Genomic DNA, 21727 nt, shown 5'->3' with positions numbered 1-21727 from the left:
CTCGCCGCCGCCGCGCTGGAGGCGGGCCTGGCGGTCGCCCGCGCCGAGGTCGGCGGGCACGCCGCCTGCCGGCTCGCGGTGATCGGCATGGGCAAGTGCGGCGGCCGCGAGCTCAACTACGTCAGCGACGTCGACGTGATCTTCGTGGCGGAGGCGTGCGAGGGCGAGGACGAGGACGCCGCGCTGCGCACCGCGACCCGGCTGGCCTCGGCGATGATGCGGGCCTGCTCGGCCTCGACGGAGGAGGGCGCCCTCTGGGACGTGGACGCGGCGCTGCGTCCCGAGGGCAAGGCCGGCCCGCTGGTGCGGACCCTCGCCAGCCACCGCGCCTACTACGAGCGGTGGGCCAAGACCTGGGAGTTCCAGGCGCTGCTGAAGGCCCGTCCCGTCGCCGGGGACGCGGGGCTCGGCGCCCGCTACATGGAGGCGATCACCCCGATCGTCTGGCAGGCCGCCGAGGGCGAGGGCTTCGTCCAGGACGTCCAGGACATGCGGCGCCGCGTCGAGAAGGACCTGGACCGCCGCAGCGGCGACTCCGAGCGGCAGCTCAAGCTCGGCCCCGGCGGGCTGCGCGACGTCGAGTTCGCGGTGCAGCTGCTGCAGCTCGTGCACGGCCGCGCCGACGACACGCTGCGCAGCCCGAACACCCTGGACGCGCTCGCCGAGCTGTCCCAGGGCGGCTACGTCGGGCGCGATGACGCGGCGGCGCTGACCTCCGCGTACCGGTTCCTGCGGCGCGTCGAGCACCTGATCCAGCTGCACCACCTGCGCCGCACCCACCTCGTCCCCGACGACGACGCGGACCTGCGGCGGCTGGGCCGCGCCCTCGGCCTGCGCACCGACCCGGTCGGCGAGTTCACCGCGCTGTGGCGGCGGCACGCCCGCGAGGTCCGCCGCATCCACGAGAAGCTGTTCTACCGGCCGCTGCTGCGCGCCGTCGCGCGGCTCCCCGGAGAGGAGGCCCGGCTCACCCCCGAGGCCGCCCGGACGCGGCTGGAGGCGCTCGGCTACGCCGACCCCGCGGGCGCGCTCCGGCACATCGAGGCGCTCACCTCGGGCGTGTCGCGCCGCGCCGCGATCCAGCGGACGCTGCTGCCGGTGATGCTCGGCTGGTTCGCCGACGCCCCCGACCCGGACGCCGGGCTGCTGGGGTTCCGGCAGGTCAGCGACGCGCTCGGCACCACCCCCTGGTACCTGCGGCTGCTGCGCGACGAGGTGACGGTCGCCGAGCGGATGGCGTGGGTGCTCGGGTCCAGCCGGTACGCCACCGACCTGCTGCTGCGCGCCCCGGAGGCGGTGGCGCTGCTCGGCACCACCGACGGGCTGGCGCCCCGCCCCCTCGAGGCGCTGCGGGCCGAGATGCTCGCCGCGGTCCGCCGGCACGCCGAGGGCGGCGGGCCCGCGGAGGAGGCGGTCGCGGTCGTGCGCGGGCTGCGCCGCCGCGAGCTGTTCCGCGTGTCGGTCGCCGACCTGCTCGGCCTCGCCGAGGTGGAGACGGTCGGCGAGGCCCTCACCGACATCGCCGCCGTCACGGTCGAGGCCGCGCTGCGGGCCGCCGTCAGCAAGATCGAGATGGAGGCGCGGGAGCCGCTGCCGACCCGGATGGCGGTGGTCGCGATGGGCCGGTTCGGCGGCCACGAGCTCGGCTACGGCAGCGACGCCGACGTCATGTTCGTGCACGACCCGTGCCCCGGCGCCGACGAGCGGGCCGCCGGCCGCGCCGCGCACGCCGTCGCCGAGGAGCTGCGCCGGCTGCTCGCGCTGCCCGCGCCCGACCCGCCGCTGGAGATCGACCCGAACCTGCGCCCGGAGGGGCGGCAGGGGCCGCTCGTCCGCACCCTCGCCTCGTACGAGGCGTACTACCGGCGCTGGTCGCAGCCGTGGGAGGCGCAGGCGCTGCTGCGCGCCGACCCGATCATCGGCGACCCGGGGCTGTGCGAGCGGTTCCGCGCGCTGATCGACCCGATCCGCTGGCCGGAGGACGGCGTCGGCGACGACGCGCTGCGGCAGATCAGGAGGCTGAAGGCGCGGATGGAGTCCGAGCGGCTGCCGCGCGGCGTCGACCGGCGGCTGCACATCAAGCTCGGACCGGGCGGCCTGTCGGACGTGGAGTGGGTGGCGCAGCTGCTGCAGATGCGGCACGCCCACGACGTCCCGGCGCTGCGCACCACCCGGACCCTCGCGGCGCTGGAGGCGGCGGCGGAGGCCGGGCTGCTCGACCCCGGCGACGCGGAGGTGCTGACGGACGCGTGGTGCCTGGCCACCCGGATCCGCGGCTCGCTCATGCTGGTGCGGGGCCGGGCGTCGGACCTGCTGCCCACCGACCACCACCGGGAGCGCACGGCCGTCACCCGCGTCCTCGGCTACCCGGGGACGGGCGACCTGCTGGAGGACTACCGCCGGCACGCCCGCCGCGCCCGCGCCGTGGTGGATCGGGTCTTCTACGGCGCGGACTGACCGGCGCCCGGCGGGGGCGGGTCAGCAGCGGGAGCCGGCGGCGGAGTCGGCGCGGCGGGCGCCGTGCGGGTGCCGGATCCGCTGGACGGCCCGGTCCCGCAGGTCGATGACCGGTTGCGGGCAGCGGGTGTAGGCCAGCCAGGCGATCCCGAGCGACCCGCCGATCAGCGCCATCCCGACCACGGCGTCCAGCACGTAGTGGTTGGCGGTCGACAGGATCACGAACACGGTGGTGGCCGGGTAGATCACCCCGAGGACCTTCGCCCAGCGCTGCGAGACGAACTTGACCAGCACGAACCCGCACCACAGCGCCCAGCCGGCGTGCATCGACGGCATCGCCGCGTACTGGTTGGTGAGGCTGCCGGACGCGTCGCTGGAGTACAGCCCGAAGGAGTGCAGCGCGGTCACCGGGTCGACGAACCCGACGCTGTCCAGGAACCGCGGCGGCGCGAGGGGGTAGAGCCAGAAGCCGATCAGCGCGAGCGCGGTCGCCGCCATGATCCCGGTGCGCAGCCAGCGGTACTCCCGCGGCCGGTACCGGTACAGCCAGACGACGACCAGCGCCGTCAGGATGAAGTGCATGGTGGCGTAGAACATGTTGGCGGTGCGGGCCAGCCACGGCACGTTGATCAGCGTCTTGTTCAGGCCCAGCTCCACGTCCAGGCCCAGCAGCTTCTCCGCGTGCAGGATCTGGTAGGCGTGCGCGAACGCCGCGCCGGTGCCGTCCTGAACCAGGACGATGCGCGTGAGCGTATAGCCCGTGTAGAAGAGCACGAGCAGGAGCAGCTCGCGCCACACCGGCGGCGCCGTGAGCACCCTGGGCCGCCTCGTCGCGGCGCTGCGTCGCGGCTCACCGCGGCCGGCGCCGGACCGGCCTTGGTGCGCTGCTGGGGGGGCGGAATGAGCCATGTTACCTATCTTCGCCTCGCGGCCCCCATTTGAGATCACCGCCGCGAATGGTCTTCGTCTCAGACCTGAGTAGTACGACCCTGACGCGGCATCCGGACTTTCGGGGGAGGGGCCCCGGGGGAGCCGGGGTCCTGCCTCCGTTCGGAGCCTGTGAACTTGATCAGGAATCAGCATAGGAGGCCATGGGTAGATCACGTTCGGCCCCCCACGAACGAGCAGGGGGACGAATGACCTTGATCGGGTCCATACCCGGCATTGCGACGGCAAGTACGGCGACGCTGGCCGCTTTCGGACTGATCTCAGGCTCCGGGTGGACGGACCGCCCGGGCCGGGCGGCGGCCTTCCGGGCCGCCGCCGTGACGGACGGCACCGTCCCGAAGCCGGAGTGGAAGCGCTGCACCGGCCTGCCCGCCTCCGAGTCCGGCGCCTCGCAGTCCCGGTACCGGTGCGCGACCCTGAAAGTCCCCCTGGACCGCGCCGCCCCCTCCTCGGGGACGATCGACCTCGCGCTGCTGAAGATCCCGGCGACGGGCCCCGGCCACCGGATCGGCTCGCTGCTGTTCAACTTCGGCGGCCCCGGCGGCGACGGTGTCGACACCCTCGCGCAGGCCGCGTCCGAGTACGCGACCCTCAACGCCCGCTACGACCTGATCGGCTTCGACCCGCGCGGCGTCGGCCGCAGCGCCCCGGTCACCTGCGTGGACGACCGGACCATGGACCAGATCACCGCCGAGGACGACACCCCCGACACCTCCGCCGAGGAGGCCGCCTACCTGGCGCGGCGCGCGTCCTACGCCAAGGCGTGCCAGGCCGCGTCGGGGCGGCTGCTGCCCCACGTCGGGACGCTCGACGCCGCCCGCGACCTGGACGCGATCCGCGCCGCCGTCGGCGACCCGAAGCTGAACTACTTCGGGATCTCCTACGGCACGTGGCTCGGCGGCAACTACGCGCACCAGTTCGCCGGCAACGTCGGGCGCGCCGTGCTGGACGGGGCCGTCGACACGAGGCTGACCACCGCCGAGCTCGGCCTCCAGCAGGCCGCCGGGTTCCAGCACGCCCTGGTCGACTTCGGCGCGGCGTGCGCCCGGCTCGGCCCGAAGGCGTGCCCGCTCGGCGGCGACGGCGCGTCCGTCGCGGCGGCCACCGAGAAGATCCTCGCCGGGCTCGACCGCAAGCCGCTCAAGACGTCCGGGGGCCGCATGCTCACGCAGAGCCTCGGCGACACGGGCGCGGCGGCGGCCCTCTACAGCAAGCAGGCGTGGCCGTACCTCGCGCAGGGCCTCGTGGACGCCGTCAAGCGCCACGACGGGACGCTCCTGCTGATGCTCGCCGACCTGCAGAACGGCCGGAAGCCCAACGGCGCCTACGACAACCTGACGGCCGCCAACACCGCGATCACCTGCGCGGACGGCGCCGACCGCTACACCGTCGCGGACGTCCGCCGGCTGATGCCGCGGTTCCGCGAGGCGTCACCGGTGTTCGGGCCGTCGATGGCGTGGGGCCTGCTGCAGTGCACCGGGTGGCCCGTCAAGGGCGACGACGCCGCGCGCGAGGTGTCCGCGCCGACCGCCGCGCCGATCCTGGTCGTCGGCAACACCGGCGACCCCGCCACCCCGTACGCGTGGGCGTCCGCGCTGGTGACGTCGCTCGGCGGCGGCGCCGCGCTCCTCACCCTCAAGGGGGAGGGGCACGGCGCGTACGACTCCGGCGACGCCTGCGTCCGCCGCGTCGTGGACTCCTACCTGCTGGACGGGCTGCTCCCGGCGAAGGGCGCGACGTGTGAGTGACCCGGCGCCGCCCGGCCCGCCGTCCACGGGCCCGGGGTCAGACGATCTGGTCGACCTTCATCGGCTCCTTCAGCGCGTTCCCGACGGTGCAGTACCGCTCGTGGACGCGCTTGGCGACCGCCTTCAGGACGTCCTCGGCCTTGTCGTCGCCCTCGGGGAGTTCGACGTCGTAGGTGACCGTGATGGTGCCGAGCCTGCTGGTCTCGACCTTCTCCGCCTGGACGGTCGCGGCGAGCCGCGCCATCCGGTGCCCGCGCTGCGCCGTCAGCGGCTCCACGGTCACCAGCTCGCAGCCGCCGAGCGCCGCCAGCAGCAGCTCGACCGGCGTGAACGCGCCCTCGGTGTCCCCGTCCCCGATGGCGACGCGGGCGCCCCGCCCGTTGACGGCCTGGAAACCGTCCTCGGTGCGCTCCACCCTGACCTCGGCCATGTCATCCCCTCCGATCGTCGGCGGCCCGAACCGGGCCCGCCTGCCCGAACGTGCCGGACACGGCGCTTCTTCCCGCCGGCACGGCGCGGTGCCGCGCGCTCACGGCGCGGTGCCGAGCCGCTCCTGCTCCTCCTGGACGATCTGCCGCGCGAGGGCCTGCTCGGACAGGTCGACCGCGTCCGGGGTGCGCTCCGCGAGATCGCTGCGGCGCGCGTACTCGTCGAACAACCGGGCCTTGCCCCGCAGGATCCGCAGCATTCGCTCGTCCACCCCGTGCGGGGTGAGCAGCCGGTGGACCTGGACGGTCCGGGCCTGCCCCATGCGGTGCGCGCGGGCGATCGCCTGCTCCTCCATGGTCGGTTTCACCTGCGGCTCGCAGATGATCACCACCGAGGCGGCCTGGAGGTTCAGCCCCACGCCGCCCGCCTGGATCTGCGCCAGCAGCACCGCGTGCCCCGGCTCGGCCGTGAAGTCGTCCACCAGCTGCTGCCGCCGCGCCGCCGGCATCGACCCGGAGATCGGCCCGCGCGCCGCCGGGCCCACCATGAGCTCCACGGCCGCCAGCACGTCCCGGAAGTAGGAGAACACCACGACCTTCAGCCCGTTGCGGTCCGCCTCGTCGACCAGCTCGGTGAGCCGCGCCAGCTTCGCCGACCGCTTCGGGTCGGCGTACGCGGCGCGCCGCATCGCCATGAAGTTGCCGTCCGCGACGGCCTGCCGGTAGGCGGCCTCGTCCGCCGAGCTGAACTCCTCCCACTCCTCGATCTCCTGCACCTCGGGCAGCTCGACCAGCACGTCCCGCTGGTTGCGGCGCAGGTACGCGGGCGCGACGGCCCGCCGGAACGCCCGCGGCCCCACCGCCGCGTCGCTCGGCCTGATCGACGGGACGAGGTCGGGCCGCAGGTGCCCGACCAGGCTGCGGAACTCCTCGACGCGGTTCTCCATCGGCGTGCCGGTGAGGAACAGCACCCGCTCGACCCGCGCGCACCACGCGGCCACCGCCTTCGCGCGCCGCGTCTCCGGGTTCTTGGCGTAGTGCGCCTCGTCCACCACGACCATCGCGACGTGCACCTCGTCCGGGACGTCCAGCGCGTGCAGCGTGTCGAGGGTGGTCACCGCGATGCCGCCCGCGTCCGCCCACTCCGCCAGCGCCGCCGCCCGGCCGGGACCGTGCAGGGGGCGCGCCGCCAGCCGGCTGCGGTCCTCGATCTCCCGCACCCAGTTGATCATCACGCTGGCCGGGCACGCCACCAGGAAGTGCGTCGCGCCCTCCGCGCGCAGATGCGCGATCGCCGCGATCGCCTGGACCGTCTTACCGAGGCCCATCTCGTCGCCGAGGATCACCCGGCGCTGGACGAGCGCGAACCGCGCCCCGAACGACTGGTAGCCGCGCAGCGACACCCGCCGGTACGTCTCGTCGAGCGGCTGCGCCTTGACCCGCGCGGCCAGGTCGTCCGGCAGGTACCCCTCCGCCGCGGCCCGCTCGGGCCCCACGGCGGCCAGCTCCGCCAGCAGCGTCTGGTAGTCCGACCCGCGCAGCTCGTAGTCGATCCACGCCTCGTCGGCGGACGCGCCCGGACGCAGCAGGTCCACCGACGCCTGCGAGATCAGCAGGCGCTCCTCGCGGGCGTGCTCCACCGCGTCCGCCAGCTCCGTGAGCGCGCGGCGGGCGCGCTCCCTGCGCGCCGGAAGCGCGACGACGCGCCGCCACCACGACGCCGCGGGCCGCGCGTCGTGCGCCAGCGGGCTCAGCCGCTCCGCCAGCTCGTCGGCCGCCTTCCGGGCGCGCCGCAGCTCGGGACCCGCGTTCACGAGCCGGTGCAGCGCCACGACCAGCGCCGTCGTCGCCGGGTCCCGCCGCCCGGCGTCGATCCGGATCCCCGCCGCGCGCTCCGCCGCCTCCGCCAGGCTGCGCGCCGCGGCCTGGATCTGCGCCGCCGTCTGCGGCCCGACGCCCGGCACCAGCTGGAGCCGGTACTGCGTCGCGTCCAGCACGTCCAGGACGGTCGTCAGCCCGGCCTGCTCCAGCGGCGCCAAGCGCAGCCGCCCGTCCGTCACGTCCTTCAGCCGCGCGACCGGGATCTCCGCCAGCTGACCGCGCGCCGCGTCCGCGCGCAGCGGCCCCAGCGCCTCGTGCACCGCGCCGACCGCGCGCCGGTGATCGGCGACCAGGGCATGGGCGGCGTCCAGCAGAGCCAGCCCGCTCCGCAGGACCTCCTTGGGGTCGCCCGCCATCCCGCCCGCCGCTCCCTCCGCCGCGATCTCCCGGCACATGATGCCAGCGCCGCGCCCGTGCGCCACGCGCGTGCCGCCCGATCCGTCCAGAAAGGTCCCCGCGCGTGACCGACGAGTCCGAGGACGAGCCGACCCTGCTGATGTCGCTCGCCGGAAGCCTGTGGTTCCCGCTGCTGTTCTTCTTCGGCTTCCTGATCTGCTACATGCTGCCGTTCCACTCGCCGGAGCCGCACGACGTGCGGGTGGCGGTGTCCCCGCCGGCGGTCGCGGGACGGCTCGGACCCGCGCTCGACCGGAAGGCGCCCGGCGCGTTCGAGATCATCCCCGTCAGGGACGCGTCGGACGCCCGCAAGAAGATCCTCAGCCGCCGGGCCGTCGCCGCCTACAGCGTCGAAGGCCCCGCCCAGGCCACCCTCTACATCGCCAAGGCCGACGGCACCTTCCTCGAACAGGCCGCCACCAGCACCTTCACCACCGTCGCTAAACAAGGCGGGCAGACCATCCGGACCGTCGAACTCGTCCCCACCGCCAAGGGCGACGTCACCGGCACCGGCCTGTTCTACCTGTCCATGGCCTGGAACATCGCGCCCTACATCGCCGTCATGATGCTGATGCGCGCCGTCACCCTCAGCCGACGCGTCAAGGTCCTCACCCTCGCCGTCCTGGGCGCGTTCATGGCCGTGGTCGGGTTCTACGTCGCGCTCGCCTTGGACGTCGTCCCCAACGACCCGGTCGCCATCGCCTACGGCTTCCTGATCACGCAGGCGGTCGCCCAGTTCACCTACGGCCTCGTCCCGTTCGTCCGGCAGTTCATCCCGGGCGTCGCGATCACCCTGTTCGTGCTGCTGTCGATCCCGTCCAGCGGCGGCGCCATCCCGTACCAGCTCGTCCCCGGCTTCTTCCGCGCGCTGCATCCCGTCATGCCGCTCGGCAACCTCCTGGACGCCCTGCACGGCGTCTTCTACTTCGACTACGAGGGGCTGCTGCGGCCCACCCTCGTCCTGTGCGGCTGGGCCGCCGCCGGCTTCGCCCTGGTCGGCGTCGGCGCCTACGTCCAGCACCGCAAGGGCGCGGAGGCCGAGGCCGGCGCCGCCGCCGAAGAGGAGCTGGTCGAGGACCCCACCTTCGAGGCCCCCGCCCCCCACGCCGTCAGCCCCGCGCACCACGAGCACTTCGGCGAGGTGGTCCCCGGCCTCGTCGGAACCGTCCGCACCGCCTCCGGCGACCCCGTCGCCGACGCCCTGGTCACCGTCCTCGCCACCGGCGGCCGCCAGCTCATGCGCACCCGCACCGACGACGAGGGCCGCTACGCCGCCGCCGGCCTCCCGGAGGACTTCGTCACCGTCCTGCTCCTCGCCCGGGGGCATACGCCCGCCGTGGCCCGCGTCCTGCTCACCACCGGCCGCACCCACCGCCAGGACTTCGTCCTGGAGACCCCCGTCCACGGCGCCCACCCCGCCTAACCTGGACCCCAAGACCCCTCGAAAGGCGGCGGGCCATGCTTGACGACCTTGCCGGGCGGCGGACCGGCGAACGCATCCAGGTGCTGCGCGAGCGCAAGGGGCTGAGCAGGCCGACGCTGGCCGGGCTGGTCGGCAGGTCCGCCTCCTGGCTGAAGGGCATCGAGACCGGGCGCCGCCTCCCGCCGCGCCTGCCGACGCTGGTCAGGCTGGCCGAGGCGCTCGGCGTCGGGGACGTGGCGCTCCTCGCGGGCACCGACATGGACCTCGGCGGCGCGGCGACCATCCCGATGTCGTCGTTCGCGCGCATCCCGCACGAGGCGATCCCCGCCGTCCGCGACGCCGTCCGCGCGCCGCTGCTCACCCGCCCCGACGCCCGCGTGGACGTCGCGGCGCTCGCCGGGCGCGTCGAGCAGGCCTGGCGGCTGTGGCACGGCTCGCCCACCCACCGCACCGACGTCGGGCGCGTGCTCCCCGCGCTGGTGCGGGACGCCCGTGCGGCCGCCCGCGTGTCCGAGGGCGAGGAGCGCCGGGCCGCCAACGCCGTGCTCTCCGACGTCTACGCGCTCGTCCAGCACGAGGTCGTGTGGGCCGCCGAGCCGGAGCTGATCTGGGTCGTCGCCGACCGGAGCGTGTCCGCCGCCCACGAGGCCGACCGGCCGATCAGCCTCGCCGGCGCCGCCTGGACCATGGCGATCGTCCAGCGGTCCATGGGCGACCTCGACGGCGCGCTCGACCTGGTCAACGAGGGCGCCGGCCTCCTCCGGCCCCGCCTGGAGGACGGGCCCGTCGAGCTCCGCGCCATGTACGGCGCGCTCCAGCTGCACGCCGCGATGACCAGCGCCCGCGACGGCCGCGAGGGCGACGCGCTCCGCTACCTCGATGAGGGGCGGGCGACCGCCGAGCGCCTCCCGGCCGGTTACCACCACCCGTGGACGCAGTTCGGCGCGTCCAACGTCGCCGTGCACGCCGTGTCGATCCAGGCCGACCTCTCCCGGGCGTCCAGTGCGCGCGACCACGCGCAGCGGATCGACCCGGACAGCATCCCGAGCCGGGAGCGGCGCGCACGCCTCATGGTGGAGACGGCCCGTGCCTACCACCAGCGCCGCGACCACTCCGCGGCGCTGGACTGGCTGGAGCGCGCCTACCCGGTGTGCAACGACTCCGTGCACTATTCGCCGCAAGCCCGGCAGATCGCGTCCGACGCCGTCGACCACGGCGGCCCGATGATCGACCGCCGCGCCCGCACGTTCGCCCAGCTCCTCGGCCTGCCGGTCTGACGGGCGCGGGCAGCGCCCGCACTCGCCGGGCGCACTCCGCGCCCCATGCGCGGTGGACGCGCCGCGCGCCTCTCACTCTGTGCCTTGATCTGCATGCTCTCCGTAGTCGAATCCACATGCATCGGAGGGCTGCATTGCGTACGCCGAGGCTTCAGGAACCACCGGTTCTCTTCAGCTGGGACGTTTTCGGGGACGGTGGGGCGGGCGGTGTCACCGACGACCGCGAGGCGGCGCGGCGGCACGTTCGGGAGGGGCTGGCAGAGGCGCCGCCGGGTACGTGGGGGCGCGTGCGCCGGGTGGCGCTCTGCCCGCTCGGCCGGGGCGTCTACGTGGACCTCGGCCCGGTCGCCGAGGCGTGCCGCGACTCCGACACCGTCACCTGGCACGACGCATGACGTGAAACCGGGCGTGAACGGCGTGCCGTGGTTCGTCTCGTCCACCGGGAATCCCCTCGCCCCGTGCCACGACGCCGAGCGCGCGGTCAGGGAGATGGCGACGTGGTGGGACGCGCTCGTTCGGGGGGGCGGCGGACGGGTGGTCCTAGGGCCCGGGGCCTCACGGCCCGAGGCGCACGGCCGGTTGGGCGGGCGAGGTCCCAGGCCCCGGGCGTCAGTGGGTCTTAGGGCCCAGGACGCCTGCCGTACACCCAGCGTTCATGCTCCGGCCCGCCGCGCTCAACGACCGTGATCGCGGGCGTTGGCCCGCCCTCGCCATGCTCCCGGGCCATGAAGATCACCTCGCGGCCCGCGCGCCTCGCGCTGACCACCGGTCTCGCCGCCTCCCTCGTCGCCGTCTCCGGCTCGCTCACCCCGGCCTCCGCCGCCGCCGTCTACTGGACGTTCAAGAGCGGCCAGAGCGGCAAGTGCCTCACCGGCTCCTCGACCGGAAAGGTGTGGGTCGCCGGCTGCACCGGCGGAAAGACGCAGCAGTGGGACTGGATCGGCGGCGGCAGGACCTACAACGAGCTGAAGAACCGCTCCACCGGCACCTGCCTCACCACGGACTGGAAGACCTACAACAACGCCGTCTGGCTGAGTAGGTGCAACTCGTCCCGTCCCGCGAGCCAGCTGTTCGGCTATGGCGACGGGTACATCGGCGCCTACGACAGCCTCGGCGACATGTGGTTCTACCGCCTCCGAACCTCCCCGTCCGGAAGCGCCGCGGTCTACTCGTCCGACATCACCTACGCCAACGTCGCCGACAAGTACTACAAGTGGACCCACACCACCCGCACCAGCTAGGCGTCCCGACGGGCCGACGGGTGCTGGACCGACCTGTGCACCGCCGTGGCGCGGCGGTGTGCAGGTCGTGGCCCGGAAGACCCTGTCAGGCGGGTCCGGACGCGGCGTCGAGGATGAGTTCGGCGAGGCGGCGGGCGTGGCGGGCCGGGCCGTCGACGCCGAGGGCCTGGACGGACGCGTAGGCGCCCTCGAAGGCCAGTGCCAGCTGGTCCGCGACGTCGTCGGGAGAGGCGACCCCGGCGGACGCCGCGAGGTCGGCGAAGCGGGCGCGGACCCACCGCTTCGTCCCGGCGGCGGCCTGGTGGGCGGGATGGGCGGCGTCGGGGATCTCGGCGAGGGCCATGAGGAACGGGCAGCCGCGGCAGCGGTCCGGCTGGATCTGCTCGGTCTGCGCGTCGAACAGCGCGAGGATCCGGGCGCGCGCGGGCCGCCCCTCGTCGCCGGCGGTGGTGTCGAACCATTCCTTGTACAGGCCGTCCGCGCGGGTGACGTAGGCGGTGATCAGGTCGTCCTTGGACGCGAACAGCCGGTAGAGGGTCGTGGGCGCGACGCCGGCGGTGGCGGCGATCTTGTCCACGCCGACGCCCTTGATGCCCTGCCAGTAGAACAGGTCGTGGGCGACCTCCAGGAGGTGCTCCCGTGTCTCGGCGGCGCTGCGGCGCATCACCGGACCCCTTGCCATATCCGACGCATGGCTCTAGCGTACCGCTTTGTTAGGGAACGTTCCCTAACAAAGAGGGGAGCGCGGAGCGATGTTCTTGGTGACGGGCGGGACCGGCAATGTCGGGCGCGAGGTGGCGGCGGCGCTGGCGGCGGCGGGGGAGCCGGTACGGGCGCTGACGCGGGGCGGGGCCCCAGCGGACGCGCCGGACGGCGTCGAGTACGTCACCGGCGACCTGAACGAGCCGAAGACGCTCGTGCCGGCGCTGCGGGGCGTGCGCGGGCTGTTCCTGCTGCCCGGCTACGACGGGACGGCGGACCTGCTGGCCGAGGCGGGCCGCGCCGGGGTCGAGCACGTGGTGCTGCTGTCGGGGTCCTCGGTGGAGTCGGGCGACACCACCAACGCGGTCAGCCGCTACATGATCGAGTCGGAGGCGGCCGTCCGCGACTCCGGGCTCGCGTGGACCTTCGTGCGGCCGAACGGGTTCATGTCCAACACGTTCGAGTGGATCCCGCAGCTCAAGGCCGGCGACGTGGTGCGCGCCCCGTTCGCGGACGTGCCGATCGCGGTGATCGACCCGGCCGACATCGGCGCCGTCGCGGCGACCGCGCTGCTGCAAGACGAGTACCGCGGCCAGGTGCTCCGCGTCACCGGCCCGGAGCCGCTGCGGCCCGCCGACCGGCTCCGGATCCTGGGCGGCGTGCTGGGCCGCGACCTGCGCCTGGACGCCCTACCGGACGACGAGGCCCGCGAGGAGATGCTCCAGAACATGCCCGAGAAGTACGTGGACGCTTTCTTCGACTTCTACGTCGCCGGTTCGCTGGACGAATCGGTCGTCACCACCACCGTCCGCGACGTCACGGGCCGTCCGCCCCGCACCTTCGAGCAGTGGGCCGCCGCGCACGCCGCGTCCTTCGCGTGACCAGAGGAGACCGATCCTGCTGAAGAAGCTCGTCCTGCCCGTCGCCGCCGCCGCGATCAGGAGCGGACCGACGGCACGCTCGGCGGCAAGAAGTACTTCCGGCTCGTCGTCCTCGGCACCGCGTCGTCTACATCCGCCGGATCGCCTGACCCCGGGAACGCGGAAGGCCCGCGAGGCGTCCTCGCGGGCCTTCCCCAACGACGATCACACGTCGTAGTACAGCTCGAACTCGTGCGGGTGCGGGCGCAGGCGGACCGGGTCGATCTCGAACTCGTTCTTCATCGCGATGTAGGTCTCGATGAGGTCCGGGGTGAAGACGCCGCCCTCCAGCAGGTAGTCGTGGTCGGACTCGAGCGCGGCCAGGACGGCCGGCAGCGAGCCGGGGACCTGCGGGATCGCGCGGGCCTCCTCCGGCGGCAGCTCGTAGAGGTCCTTGTCGATCGGCTCCGGCGGCTCGATCTTGTTCTTGATGCCGTCCAGGCCCGCCATCAGCATCGCCGAGAAGGCGAGGTAGGGGTTGCAGGACGGGTCCGGCACGCGGAACTCGATGCGCTTGGCCTTCGGGTTCGAGCCGGTGATCGGGACGCGGATGCACGCCGACCGGTTGCGCTGCGAGTACACCAGGTTGACCGGCGCCTCGAAGCCCGGGACGAGCCGGTGGTAGCTGTTGACCGTCGGGTTCGTGAAGGCCAGCAGGGACGGGGCGTGCCGGAGCAGGCCGCCGATGTAGTGCCGCGCCGTGTCCGACAGGCCCGCGTAGCCGACCTCGTCGTAGAACAGCGGCGCGCCGTCCTTCCACAGCGACTGGTGGACGTGCATGCCCGACCCGTTGTCACCGAAGATCGGCTTCGGCATGAACGTCACCGTCTTGCCGGCGCCCCGCGCCACGTTCTTGACGATGTACTTGTACAGCAGCAGGTTGTCGGCGGCCTTCAGCAGCGTGTCGAAGCGGACGCCGATCTCCGACTGGCCCGCCGTGCCGACCTCGTGGTGCTGCAGCTCGACCTCGATGCCGGAGGCGAGCAGCTGCGTCGCCATCTCCGAGCGCAGGTCGGTGTAGTGGTCCATCGGCGGGACGGGGAAGTAGCCGCCCTTGTAGGCGGGCTTGGCGCCGAGGTTGCCGCCGGGCTCCTCCCGGCCGGTGTTCCAGGCGCCCTCCACCGAGTCCAGGAAGTAGTAGCCGGCGTTCTGCTTCGTCTCGAAGCGGACGTCGTCGAAGATGTAGAACTCGGCCTCGGGACCGCAGTAGGCGGTGTCGGCGATGCCGGTCCCGCGCAGGTAGTCCTGGGCCTTCTTGGCGACGTTGCGGGGGTCGCGGCTGTACGGCTCGCCCGTCAGCGGGTCGTGCACGAAGAAGTTCAGGATCAGCGTCTTGTGCTGCCGGAACGGGTCCAGGACGGCCGTGGCCGGGTCCGGGAGAAGCAGCATGTCCGACTCGTGGATCTCCTGGAACCCGCGGACGGACGAACCGTCGAACATCATGCCGTCTTCGAAGGCCCGCCGCCCGAAGTTGCCGGTCGGGATCGTGACGTGCTGCATCTTGCCCGGCAGGTCCACGAACCGGCAGTCGACGAACTTGACGTCCTCGTTCTCGAGATAGCTCAGGACCTCTTCGGCGCTGCTGAACATCCAGCCTCCTTGGTGCGCTCTTGGGCGTCTCGCAGCTTATGGCAGGGCCGTTTCCCGGCCGTGTCCCATATGTTTCGGCTGTGTTAAGCGGGGCGCCGGCGCCCTGCTCCAAGGACGCCCCCGCCGTGCCCCCACCCTCGTCCCCTCCCCTGGGGAGCCGGGTCGGAACCCGCCAGGGGAGCGGATAGCGTAGAGGCCATGAGCGGTGGTAAAGAGCAGCAGGCCGCACGGCCGCGATGGACGCAGACGTGGCTCGGCGGCGCGCGCGCGGCGGGAGCCGACCTCGGCCGTCCCGGCGAGCGCCTCGGGCTGCCGGAGAGCGGGAGCGGCGCCGTCGCGTCCTACGGCCGCCGGCTGTTCGCGCTGTTCATCGACTGGGCGCTGTCGACGCTGGTCGCGAGCGGCCTGGCGGCCGCCCTCGACTGGTCGGCGCCGCAGCGCAGCCTGTGGACGCTGGTGATCTTCGGGATCCAGGCGTGGCTGCTCACCGCGACGATCGGCACCACGATCGGCAAGCGGCTGTGCGGCATCCGGGTGGTGCGGCTGGACGGCCGGCCCGTCGGGTTCCTCATGGGGTTCGCCCGGTCGCTCCTGCTGGTCCTCGTCGTCCCGGCGCTGATCTGGGACCGCGACTACCGCGGCATGCACGACCGCGCGTCCAACACCGCCGTCGTCAACATCTGACCCGGAGATCCGGCCCGGGAAACGCGGCCCGGAAACGGGAAAGCGCCCCCGAGGGGGCGCTCCACCGGCGGTGCGGTACCGGCGGTGCGGTCACCGCATCTTGGGCTTGGGTCCCTTCGGCATCTTCGCGCCCTTCGGGATCGGGCCCTTCGGCATCTGCATCGACCGGGGCAGCGCCTGCAGCCGGTCGTTCAGCTCCCCGACCTGCGCCTTGGTGAGGTTGCGGGGCAGCTTCATCAGGTGCCGCTGCAGCTTGCCGACGGGGATCTGGTCCTCGTCGTCGCCGACCTGCACGTCGTAGATCGGCACCTGCTGCGCGGCGCGGGAGATCCGCTTCTTCTCCGCGCCCAGCAGCTGCCCGACCCGGTTGCGCGGGCCCTCGGAGACCAGGATGACGCCGGGACGGCCCACGACGCGGTGCACCATGTCGAGGTTGCGGTTGCCGCTGACGGCCTCGGTGACCGTCCAGTCACCGCGCATGTTCTTCAGGACCGCGGCGGCCGCGCCGGGCTGCCCGGCGATGACCTTGTACTGCGCGCGCTGCGCGAGCTGGCCGAAGACGATCAGGCCGACGGCGGCGCCGGCGAGGATGCCCAGCGGGACGAAGAACCACAGCCGGCCGATCACCAGCCCGATCACGATGACGACGATCAGGGTGCCGAGCGCCGACGCGGCGACGATCGGAAGGGCCTTCGGGTCGGCCTGGCGGAGCACCTGGGCGACCATGCGGATCTGCTTGAGGCGGCCCGGACGCTCCTGGCTCCCGTCCGCGGGCGTTTTCGACATGAACCCAAGGATAGTCGGCCGGGACCCCCGACCCGACACCGTCCTCGCATGGCGAAACGCAGGCGAGGACGGTCCGGACCGCCGGAATCAGCTCTGGCGGGCCTCGATCGCCTGCTTGTAGAGGCGGCCGGCGCGGTAGCTGGAGCGGACGAGCGGCCCGGACATGACGCCCGCGAAGCCGATCTCCTCGGCCTCGGCGTTCAGCTCGACGAACTCCTCCGGCTTCACCCAGCGCTCCACCGGGTGGTGGCGGGGGCTCGGCCGCAGGTACTGGGTGATGGTGATCAGCTCGCAGCCGGCCTCGTGCAGGTCGCGCAGCGCCGCGGAGACCTCCTCGCGGGTCTCGCCCATGCCGAGGATCAGGTTCGACTTGGTGACCAGGCCGTCCTCGCGCGCCTTGGTGATCACCTCGAGGGACCGCTCGTAGCGGAACCCGGGCCGGATCCGCTTGAAGATCCGCGGGACGGTCTCGACGTTGTGCGCCAGCACCTCGGGACGGGACGAGAAGACCTCGGCGAGCTGCTCGGGGACGGCGTTGAAGTCCGGGATCAGCAGCTCCACGCCGCAGCCGGGCACGGCCGCGTGGATCCGCCGGACCGTCTCGGCGTACAGCCAGGCGCCGCCGTCCTCCAGGTCGTCGCGGGCGACGCCGGTGACGGTGGCGTACTTCAGGCCCATCGTGGCGACGGACTCCGCGACGCGGCGGGGCTCGTCCCGGTCGAACGCGGCGGGCTTGCCGGTGTCGATCTGGCAGAAGTCGCAGCGCCGGGTGCACTGGTCGCCGCCGATGAGGAAGGTGGCCTCGCGGTCCTCCCAGCACTCGAAGATGTTGGGGCAGCCCGCCTCCTGGCACACCGTGTGCAGGCCCTCGGACTTCACCAGGCCGATGAGCTCCTTGTACTGCGGGCCCATCTTCAGCCGCGTCTTGATCCACTCGGGCTTGCGCTCGATCGGGGTCTGGCTGTTGCGGGCCTCTATGCGCAGGAGCTTGCGCCCCTCAGGTGTCACCGTCGTCACCCGTTCAGGGTACGTCGCGATCAGCGGACCGGCACATCGCGCGCGTCGGGGCGGGGGCCGCGGGGAGGCCGCCGCGGGCCGCCCGGCGCAGTTAACGCGGCAGTATCGGACGTATCTCGAACGTGTGACGTTACCCCGCTCACACCGTCGATTCGCGTGTTTCGGTGCATGGCCACCGGCGGTTCTCTCTAGGGTGACTCCCTGTCGTCACGCAACAGCGTTCGCATGGAGGACCGCAGTGGGTCTGGCAATGTCGTACCTCAGGGTGCCGCCGGTGCTGGAGGGTGAGCCGGATCCCACCCGGATCGCCCGGCGCGTGTTCGGCGAACGGGACTGGCGGCGCCGCGTGCCGTTCGCGCCGCTGGACATCGGCGGGACGTGGCAGGCGCTGCACTACCTGGTGACCGGCGACCCCTGGGAGGGGCGCCAGCCGGAGGCCGACGTGGTGTGCGGCGGGCGCCTGCTCACCGAGGACGGCGCCGACGAGCTGGGCATGGACGTGATCTACCTGGCGCCGGAGCGGGTGAAGCCGGCCGCCGACCACCTGGCGGCGACGCCGTTCGGCGGCGTCGCGGGCCGCTTCGCGCCGGCGGTGATGGTGCAGGCCGGCGTGCAGGACGCGGGCCGGATGGACTCCGCCGCCCGCGACCGCGTCCTGAAGCCCGCCTACGAGGCCCTGGTCGCGTTCTACCGGGCCGCGGCGGACGAGGGCCACGCCGTCTACAAGGTGATGTTCTCCAACGACTGACCGCCGGGATCAGGCGTCGAGATGCGCCCTCGTCCGGTGGAAGGTCTCCCGCGCGCCGAGCGCCTCCGCGAGGTGGCGCTCCACCAGCGGGGTCACCTCGGCGACGGGGACGTCCCGGCCGACCTCGCGGCTGAGGTTCGTGGACCCGGCGTCCCGGATGCCGCACGGCACGATCTTGTCGAACCAGCTCATGTCGTTGTCGCAGTTCAGCATGAACCCGTGCATCGCCACGCCGCGCGCCACCCGGATCCCGATCGAACCGATCTTGCGGTCGGGGGAGCCGGGCACCCACAGCCCGCTGCGGCCCTCGACCGTGGTGGTCTCCAGGCCGAACTCGGCGCACACCGCCATCATCATCCGCTCCAGCAGCCGCACGTAGGACACGACGTCGGCGGCGTCGGGCAGCCGGACGATCGGGTAGCCGGTGAGCTGCCCCGGCCCGTGCCAGGTGATCTTGCCGCCGCGGTCGACGTCCACGACCGGGGCGCCGGGGTCGCCGAACGGCCGGTCGAACGCCGCGGTCCGCTTGCCCGCCGTGTACACCGGCTGGTGCTCCATCAGCAGGACGGTGTCGGGGATCAGGTCGTCCACGCGCCGGGCGTGCGTGCGCTTCTGCAGCTCCCAGCCGTCCAGGTAGGGGACGGCCGCGGTGCCGAAGCCCGCGTGGACGATCACCAGCCGGCCGGTCGCCGGCGCTTCTCCGGGGGGCGTCTCGGGTGCGGCCCCCCGCACGTCCAGATCACTCACGCCCGCCAGCCTATGCCGCCCGCCGACCGCTTCCTCAGAGGGACGCCAGCCGGCGGGGCTCCAGCCGGGTCTCCTTCGCGGTGGCGGGGCCGTCCGGCTCGACCCGGTAGGCGCCCGCGTCCTGCCGGTACGACACGGCCTGGACGAACTCGGTGCCGACGTAGTGCAGGCCGACCGACTCGTCCGCCGCGTACCCGCCGGGCAGCGTGCCCTCGCCGACGAGCTGCTGCAGCAGCGGGCGGCGCTGCGGGTCGCTGTCGTAGTGCACCCCGCACGAGTACGGCAGGAAGCCCAGCCCGTCGGTGAGCGGCCGCAGCTGCGGGCCGTAGGAGTCGGTGTTGCCGCCGACGTGCCAGCACAGCGCGCCCGCGCTCTGCCCGGACAGCACCACGCCCTCCTGCCACGCCTCCCGCATGATCTCGTCCAGGCCGTGCAGGCGCCACAGCGCCAGCAGGTTCGCGACGCTGCCGCCGGACACGTAGATCAGGTCCTGGGTGAGCAGGTGCGCGCGCATGTCGGGGACGCTCGGCATCGGGAACAGCGACAGGTGGCTGACCTCGGCGTCCAGCTGGGAGAACCCGGCGTAGAAGCGCGCGACGTACTCGGCGCCGTCGCCCACCGCCGTCGTCAGGAAGCACATCCGGGGGCGGTCCTGCCCGGTCAGGTCGAGCGCGTAGCGCATCAGCGGGCTCGGGGCGATGCCCTCCCGGCCGTCCGGGACGAACGTGCCCCCGCCGATGGCGAGGATGTGCGGCTGTCCGTCGGTGCTCATTCGCCCTCCACGTCGGCAAGCTCTCTCAATGTCACCGTATGGCCACCGAGCGGGAGCGTCCGTGATTTTAGCCAATCTTGGTCTCGGCGCGTCGGCGGCGGCCGGTCACAGGAGGGCGGCCAGCGCGGAGTCCACGTCGGGATGCCGGTACCGGAAGCCGGCGTGCTCCAGCCGCCGCGGCAGCACCCGCTGGCTGACCAGCGGGCCCTCGTCGGCGAAGTCGCGCAGCGCGGCCCGCAGCACCGCCTTCGGGACGGCCAGCCGCGCCGGGCGGTGCAGCGCCCGCGCCAGCGCCTCGGTGTACGCGGCGTTGGTCACCGGGTCCGGGGCGGTCAGGTTCACCGGCCCCGACACCTCGTGCTCGATCAGGAACCGCAGGGCCGCGACCTCGTCGGGGAGCGAGATCCAGCTCGTCCACTGCGTCCCGTCGCCGAGCCGGCCGCCGAGCCCGAGCCGGAACAGCGGCAGCGTCCGGCCGAGGATCCCGCCGCCGCGCGCCAGCACCACGCCGGTGCGCGGGTGGACGACCCGGATCCCCGCCTCGCGGGCCGGTGCGGCGGCCGCCTCCCAGTCCCGCACGAGCGCGGCGAGGAACCCGGCGCCCATCGGGGACTTCTCGTCGGCCTCCCGGTCGCCGGTGTCGCCGTAGAAGCCGATCGCGGACCCGCACACCAGCACCGGCGGGCGGCGGCCCGCCGCGGCGATCGCCTCCGCGAGCGTCCGGGTGCCGTCGAGCCGGCTGTCCCTGATCCGGCGCTTGTACGCCTTCGTCCACGGCCGGTCGCCGACGCCCGCGCCCGCCAGGTGCACGACGGCGTCGGCGCCCTCCAGCGCCGCCGCCTCGACGCACCCGTCGGCGGGGGACCAGCGCGCCTCGTCCGGTGCCGACGGCTCGCGGCGCACCAGCCGCACGACGTCGTGCCCGTCCTCCCGCAGCGCCCGCACCAGCGCCGATCCGATCAGGCCCGACGAGCCCGTCACGGTCACCCTCATGTCCCCAGCCTACGGGGACGGCGCCAGCGAACGCTGAGATTCTCATCCGGGTCCCGTGTTTCCGCCGGGCCGGGACCGGGTTTCCCCGGGAACGCGCGGGACCCCGCCGCCCGGGCGGGGCGGCGGGGTCCGGTGCGGCGTGCGAGGCGGCGGCCGCGTGCGGTCAGAGGCCGAGGTCGGCCTCGAAGTTGCCCTCCTCCAGGCGGTGCTTGATGGTGCCGAGGAAGCGGGCGGCGTCCGCGCCGTCGATCAGCCGGTGGTCGTAGGTCAGCGCCAGGTAGACCATCGACCGCACCGCGATGACCTCGCCCAGCTCCGGGTCGTCGATGACGGCGGGCCGCTTGACGACGGCGCCGGTGCCGAGCATGCCGACCTGCGGCTGGTTGAGGATCGGGGTGTCGAACAGCGCGCCGCGGCTGCCGGTGTTGGTCAGCGTGAACGTGCCGCCGGACAGCTCGTCCGGGCTCACCTTGTTGGTGCGGGTGCGCTCGGCGAGGTCGGCGATCCGCTGCGCGAGGCCGCCCAGGTTGAGCTGCCCGGCGTTGTGCACGACCGGGACCATCAGGCCCCGCTCGGGCACGTCCACCGCGATGCCGAGGTTCTCCACGTCGTGGTAGGTGACCTCGTTGGTCTCGCTGTCGATGACCGCGTTGACCTTCGGGTGCGCCTTCAGCGCCTCGATCGTGGCCAGCGCGAAGAACGGCAGGAAGGACAGCTTGACGCCCTCGCGGGACTGGAAGTCGGCCTTGGCCTGCTCGCGCAGCCGCGCGATCTTGGTGATGTCCACCTCGACCACGGTGGTCAGCTGCGCCGACACCTGCAGCGACTCCACCATGCGGCGGGCGATCGTCTGCCGGATGCGGGACATCTTCTCGGTGCGGCCGCGCAGCGCGAGCTGCTCGGCCGGGGCGCCCTCGGGCGCGGGGGCGGCGTGCCGGCCGGCCGGGCGGGCCGGGGCGGCGGGCGCGC

General features: G+C 73.5%; 19 protein-coding genes. 8 read left to right on the top strand and 11 right to left on the bottom strand.

The annotated features are described in order from the left end of the window. A partial coding sequence (locus tag ABZ914_RS23980) for a bifunctional [glutamine synthetase] adenylyltransferase/[glutamine synthetase]-adenylyl-L-tyrosine phosphorylase (protein ID WP_500195791.1) occupies nucleotides 1–2457 on the top strand: 2457 nt, incomplete at its 5' end. 21 nt (nucleotides 2458–2478) lie between these two features. Here ABZ914_RS23980 and ABZ914_RS23975 read toward each other — a convergent pair. Then, entirely contained in the window at nucleotides 2479–3273 is a 795-nt protein-coding gene (locus tag ABZ914_RS23975; protein WP_347256977.1) for a phosphatase PAP2 family protein, read from the bottom strand. A gap of 449 nt (nucleotides 3274–3722) precedes the next feature. On the opposite strand from ABZ914_RS23975, the gene ABZ914_RS23970 reads away from it, so the two are divergent. Continuing rightward, complete coding sequence (locus tag ABZ914_RS23970; protein ID WP_500195789.1) at nucleotides 3723–5153, top strand: alpha/beta hydrolase; 1431 nt, start codon at nucleotides 3723–3725, stop codon at nucleotides 5151–5153. Between the two features lie 37 nt (nucleotides 5154–5190). Here the strand turns inward: ABZ914_RS23970 and ABZ914_RS23965 are convergent, their stop codons facing one another. Together ABZ914_RS23965 and ABZ914_RS23960 are read right to left on the bottom strand one after the other, a co-directional pair. Beyond that, complete coding sequence (locus ABZ914_RS23965; protein ID WP_190864341.1) at nucleotides 5191–5583, bottom strand: OsmC family protein; 393 nt, start codon at nucleotides 5581–5583, stop codon at nucleotides 5191–5193. Nucleotides 5584–5682: 99 nt separating this feature from the next. After that, nucleotides 5683–7857: a DEAD/DEAH box helicase gene (locus ABZ914_RS23960; protein WP_500195787.1), complete on the bottom strand. Its 2175-nt coding sequence runs from the start codon at nucleotides 7855–7857 to the stop codon at nucleotides 5683–5685. A 65-nt stretch (nucleotides 7858–7922) separates the two neighbouring features. Here ABZ914_RS23960 and ABZ914_RS23955 point away from each other — a divergent pair, with 65 nt between their 5' ends. The 3 genes from ABZ914_RS23955 (at nucleotide 7923) to ABZ914_RS23945 (ending at nucleotide 11799) form a co-directional block, all read left to right on the top strand. After that, nucleotides 7923–9281: a carboxypeptidase regulatory-like domain-containing protein gene (locus ABZ914_RS23955; RefSeq protein WP_500195785.1), complete on the top strand. Its 1359-nt coding sequence runs from the start codon at nucleotides 7923–7925 to the stop codon at nucleotides 9279–9281. Nucleotides 9282–9316: 35 nt separating this feature from the next. After that, entirely contained in the window at nucleotides 9317–10558 is a 1242-nt protein-coding gene (locus ABZ914_RS23950; protein ID WP_500195783.1) for a helix-turn-helix domain-containing protein, read from the top strand. A 725-nt stretch (nucleotides 10559–11283) separates the two neighbouring features. Beyond that, nucleotides 11284–11799 carry an RICIN domain-containing protein gene (locus tag ABZ914_RS23945; protein ID WP_500195782.1) on the top strand — a complete coding sequence of 172 codons (516 nt, stop codon included), beginning with the start codon at nucleotides 11284–11286 and terminating at the stop codon, nucleotides 11797–11799. Between the two features lie 85 nt (nucleotides 11800–11884). On the opposite strand, the gene ABZ914_RS23940 is transcribed toward ABZ914_RS23945, so the two are convergent. Beyond that, the gene (locus ABZ914_RS23940) at nucleotides 11885–12463 is read right to left on the bottom strand and encodes a TetR/AcrR family transcriptional regulator (RefSeq protein ID WP_500195780.1); all 579 of its coding nucleotides are present in this window, start codon (nucleotides 12461–12463) and stop codon (nucleotides 11885–11887) included. A gap of 88 nt (nucleotides 12464–12551) precedes the next feature. Between ABZ914_RS23940 and ABZ914_RS23935 the strand changes: the two genes are divergently transcribed. Then, nucleotides 12552–13382 (top strand): NmrA family NAD(P)-binding protein, encoded by an 831-nt coding sequence (locus tag ABZ914_RS23935; RefSeq protein WP_500195779.1) that lies wholly within the window; start codon nucleotides 12552–12554, stop codon nucleotides 13380–13382. Nucleotides 13383–13586: 204 nt separating this feature from the next. On the opposite strand, the gene glnA is transcribed toward ABZ914_RS23935, so the two are convergent. Further along, nucleotides 13587–15011: a type I glutamate--ammonia ligase gene (glnA, locus tag ABZ914_RS23930; RefSeq protein ID WP_500195777.1), complete on the bottom strand. Its 1425-nt coding sequence runs from the start codon at nucleotides 15009–15011 to the stop codon at nucleotides 13587–13589. Between the two features lie 198 nt (nucleotides 15012–15209). Here glnA and ABZ914_RS23925 point away from each other — a divergent pair, with 198 nt between their 5' ends. Then, complete coding sequence (locus ABZ914_RS23925) at nucleotides 15210–15695, top strand: RDD family protein (RefSeq protein WP_500195775.1); 486 nt, start codon at nucleotides 15210–15212, stop codon at nucleotides 15693–15695. A gap of 90 nt (nucleotides 15696–15785) precedes the next feature. Here the strand turns inward: ABZ914_RS23925 and ABZ914_RS23920 are convergent, their stop codons facing one another. Both ABZ914_RS23920 and lipA read right to left on the bottom strand, forming a co-directional pair. Beyond that, nucleotides 15786–16481, bottom strand: a complete 696-nt coding sequence (locus ABZ914_RS23920; RefSeq protein ID WP_433138684.1) for a DUF4191 domain-containing protein — start codon at nucleotides 16479–16481, stop codon at nucleotides 15786–15788. Nucleotides 16482–16568: 87 nt separating this feature from the next. After that, the gene (gene lipA, locus ABZ914_RS23915; RefSeq protein WP_190864367.1) at nucleotides 16569–17498 is read right to left on the bottom strand and encodes a lipoyl synthase; all 930 of its coding nucleotides are present in this window, start codon (nucleotides 17496–17498) and stop codon (nucleotides 16569–16571) included. Nucleotides 17499–17748: 250 nt separating this feature from the next. On the opposite strand from lipA, the gene ABZ914_RS23910 reads away from it, so the two are divergent. Continuing rightward, nucleotides 17749–18246: a YfbM family protein gene (locus ABZ914_RS23910; protein WP_500195773.1), complete on the top strand. Its 498-nt coding sequence runs from the start codon at nucleotides 17749–17751 to the stop codon at nucleotides 18244–18246. A gap of 9 nt (nucleotides 18247–18255) precedes the next feature. Here ABZ914_RS23910 and lipB read toward each other — a convergent pair whose 3' ends face one another. The 4 genes from lipB to sucB form a co-directional block, all read right to left on the bottom strand. After that, nucleotides 18256–18978 carry a lipoyl(octanoyl) transferase LipB gene (gene lipB, locus ABZ914_RS23905; RefSeq protein ID WP_500195793.1) on the bottom strand — a complete coding sequence of 241 codons (723 nt, stop codon included), beginning with the start codon at nucleotides 18976–18978 and terminating at the stop codon, nucleotides 18256–18258. 49 nt (nucleotides 18979–19027) lie between these two features. Next, nucleotides 19028–19765: a Type 1 glutamine amidotransferase-like domain-containing protein gene (locus ABZ914_RS23900; protein WP_500195772.1), complete on the bottom strand. Its 738-nt coding sequence runs from the start codon at nucleotides 19763–19765 to the stop codon at nucleotides 19028–19030. Between the two features lie 105 nt (nucleotides 19766–19870). Next, complete coding sequence (locus ABZ914_RS23895) at nucleotides 19871–20758, bottom strand: TIGR01777 family oxidoreductase (protein ID WP_500195771.1); 888 nt, start codon at nucleotides 20756–20758, stop codon at nucleotides 19871–19873. Between the two features lie 163 nt (nucleotides 20759–20921). Continuing rightward, nucleotides 20922–21727 (bottom strand): 2-oxoglutarate dehydrogenase, E2 component, dihydrolipoamide succinyltransferase (sucB, locus tag ABZ914_RS23890; protein WP_500195769.1); only part of this gene is annotated, 806 nt, incomplete at its 5' end.

It is taken from the genome of Spirillospora sp. NPDC046719 (genome assembly GCF_040645715.1).
Taxonomy (GTDB): domain Bacteria; phylum Actinomycetota; class Actinomycetes; order Streptosporangiales; family Streptosporangiaceae; genus Spirillospora.
Note: the sequence above shows the minus strand (reverse complement) of the source record. Positions and strands in the feature narration are given on the sequence as shown.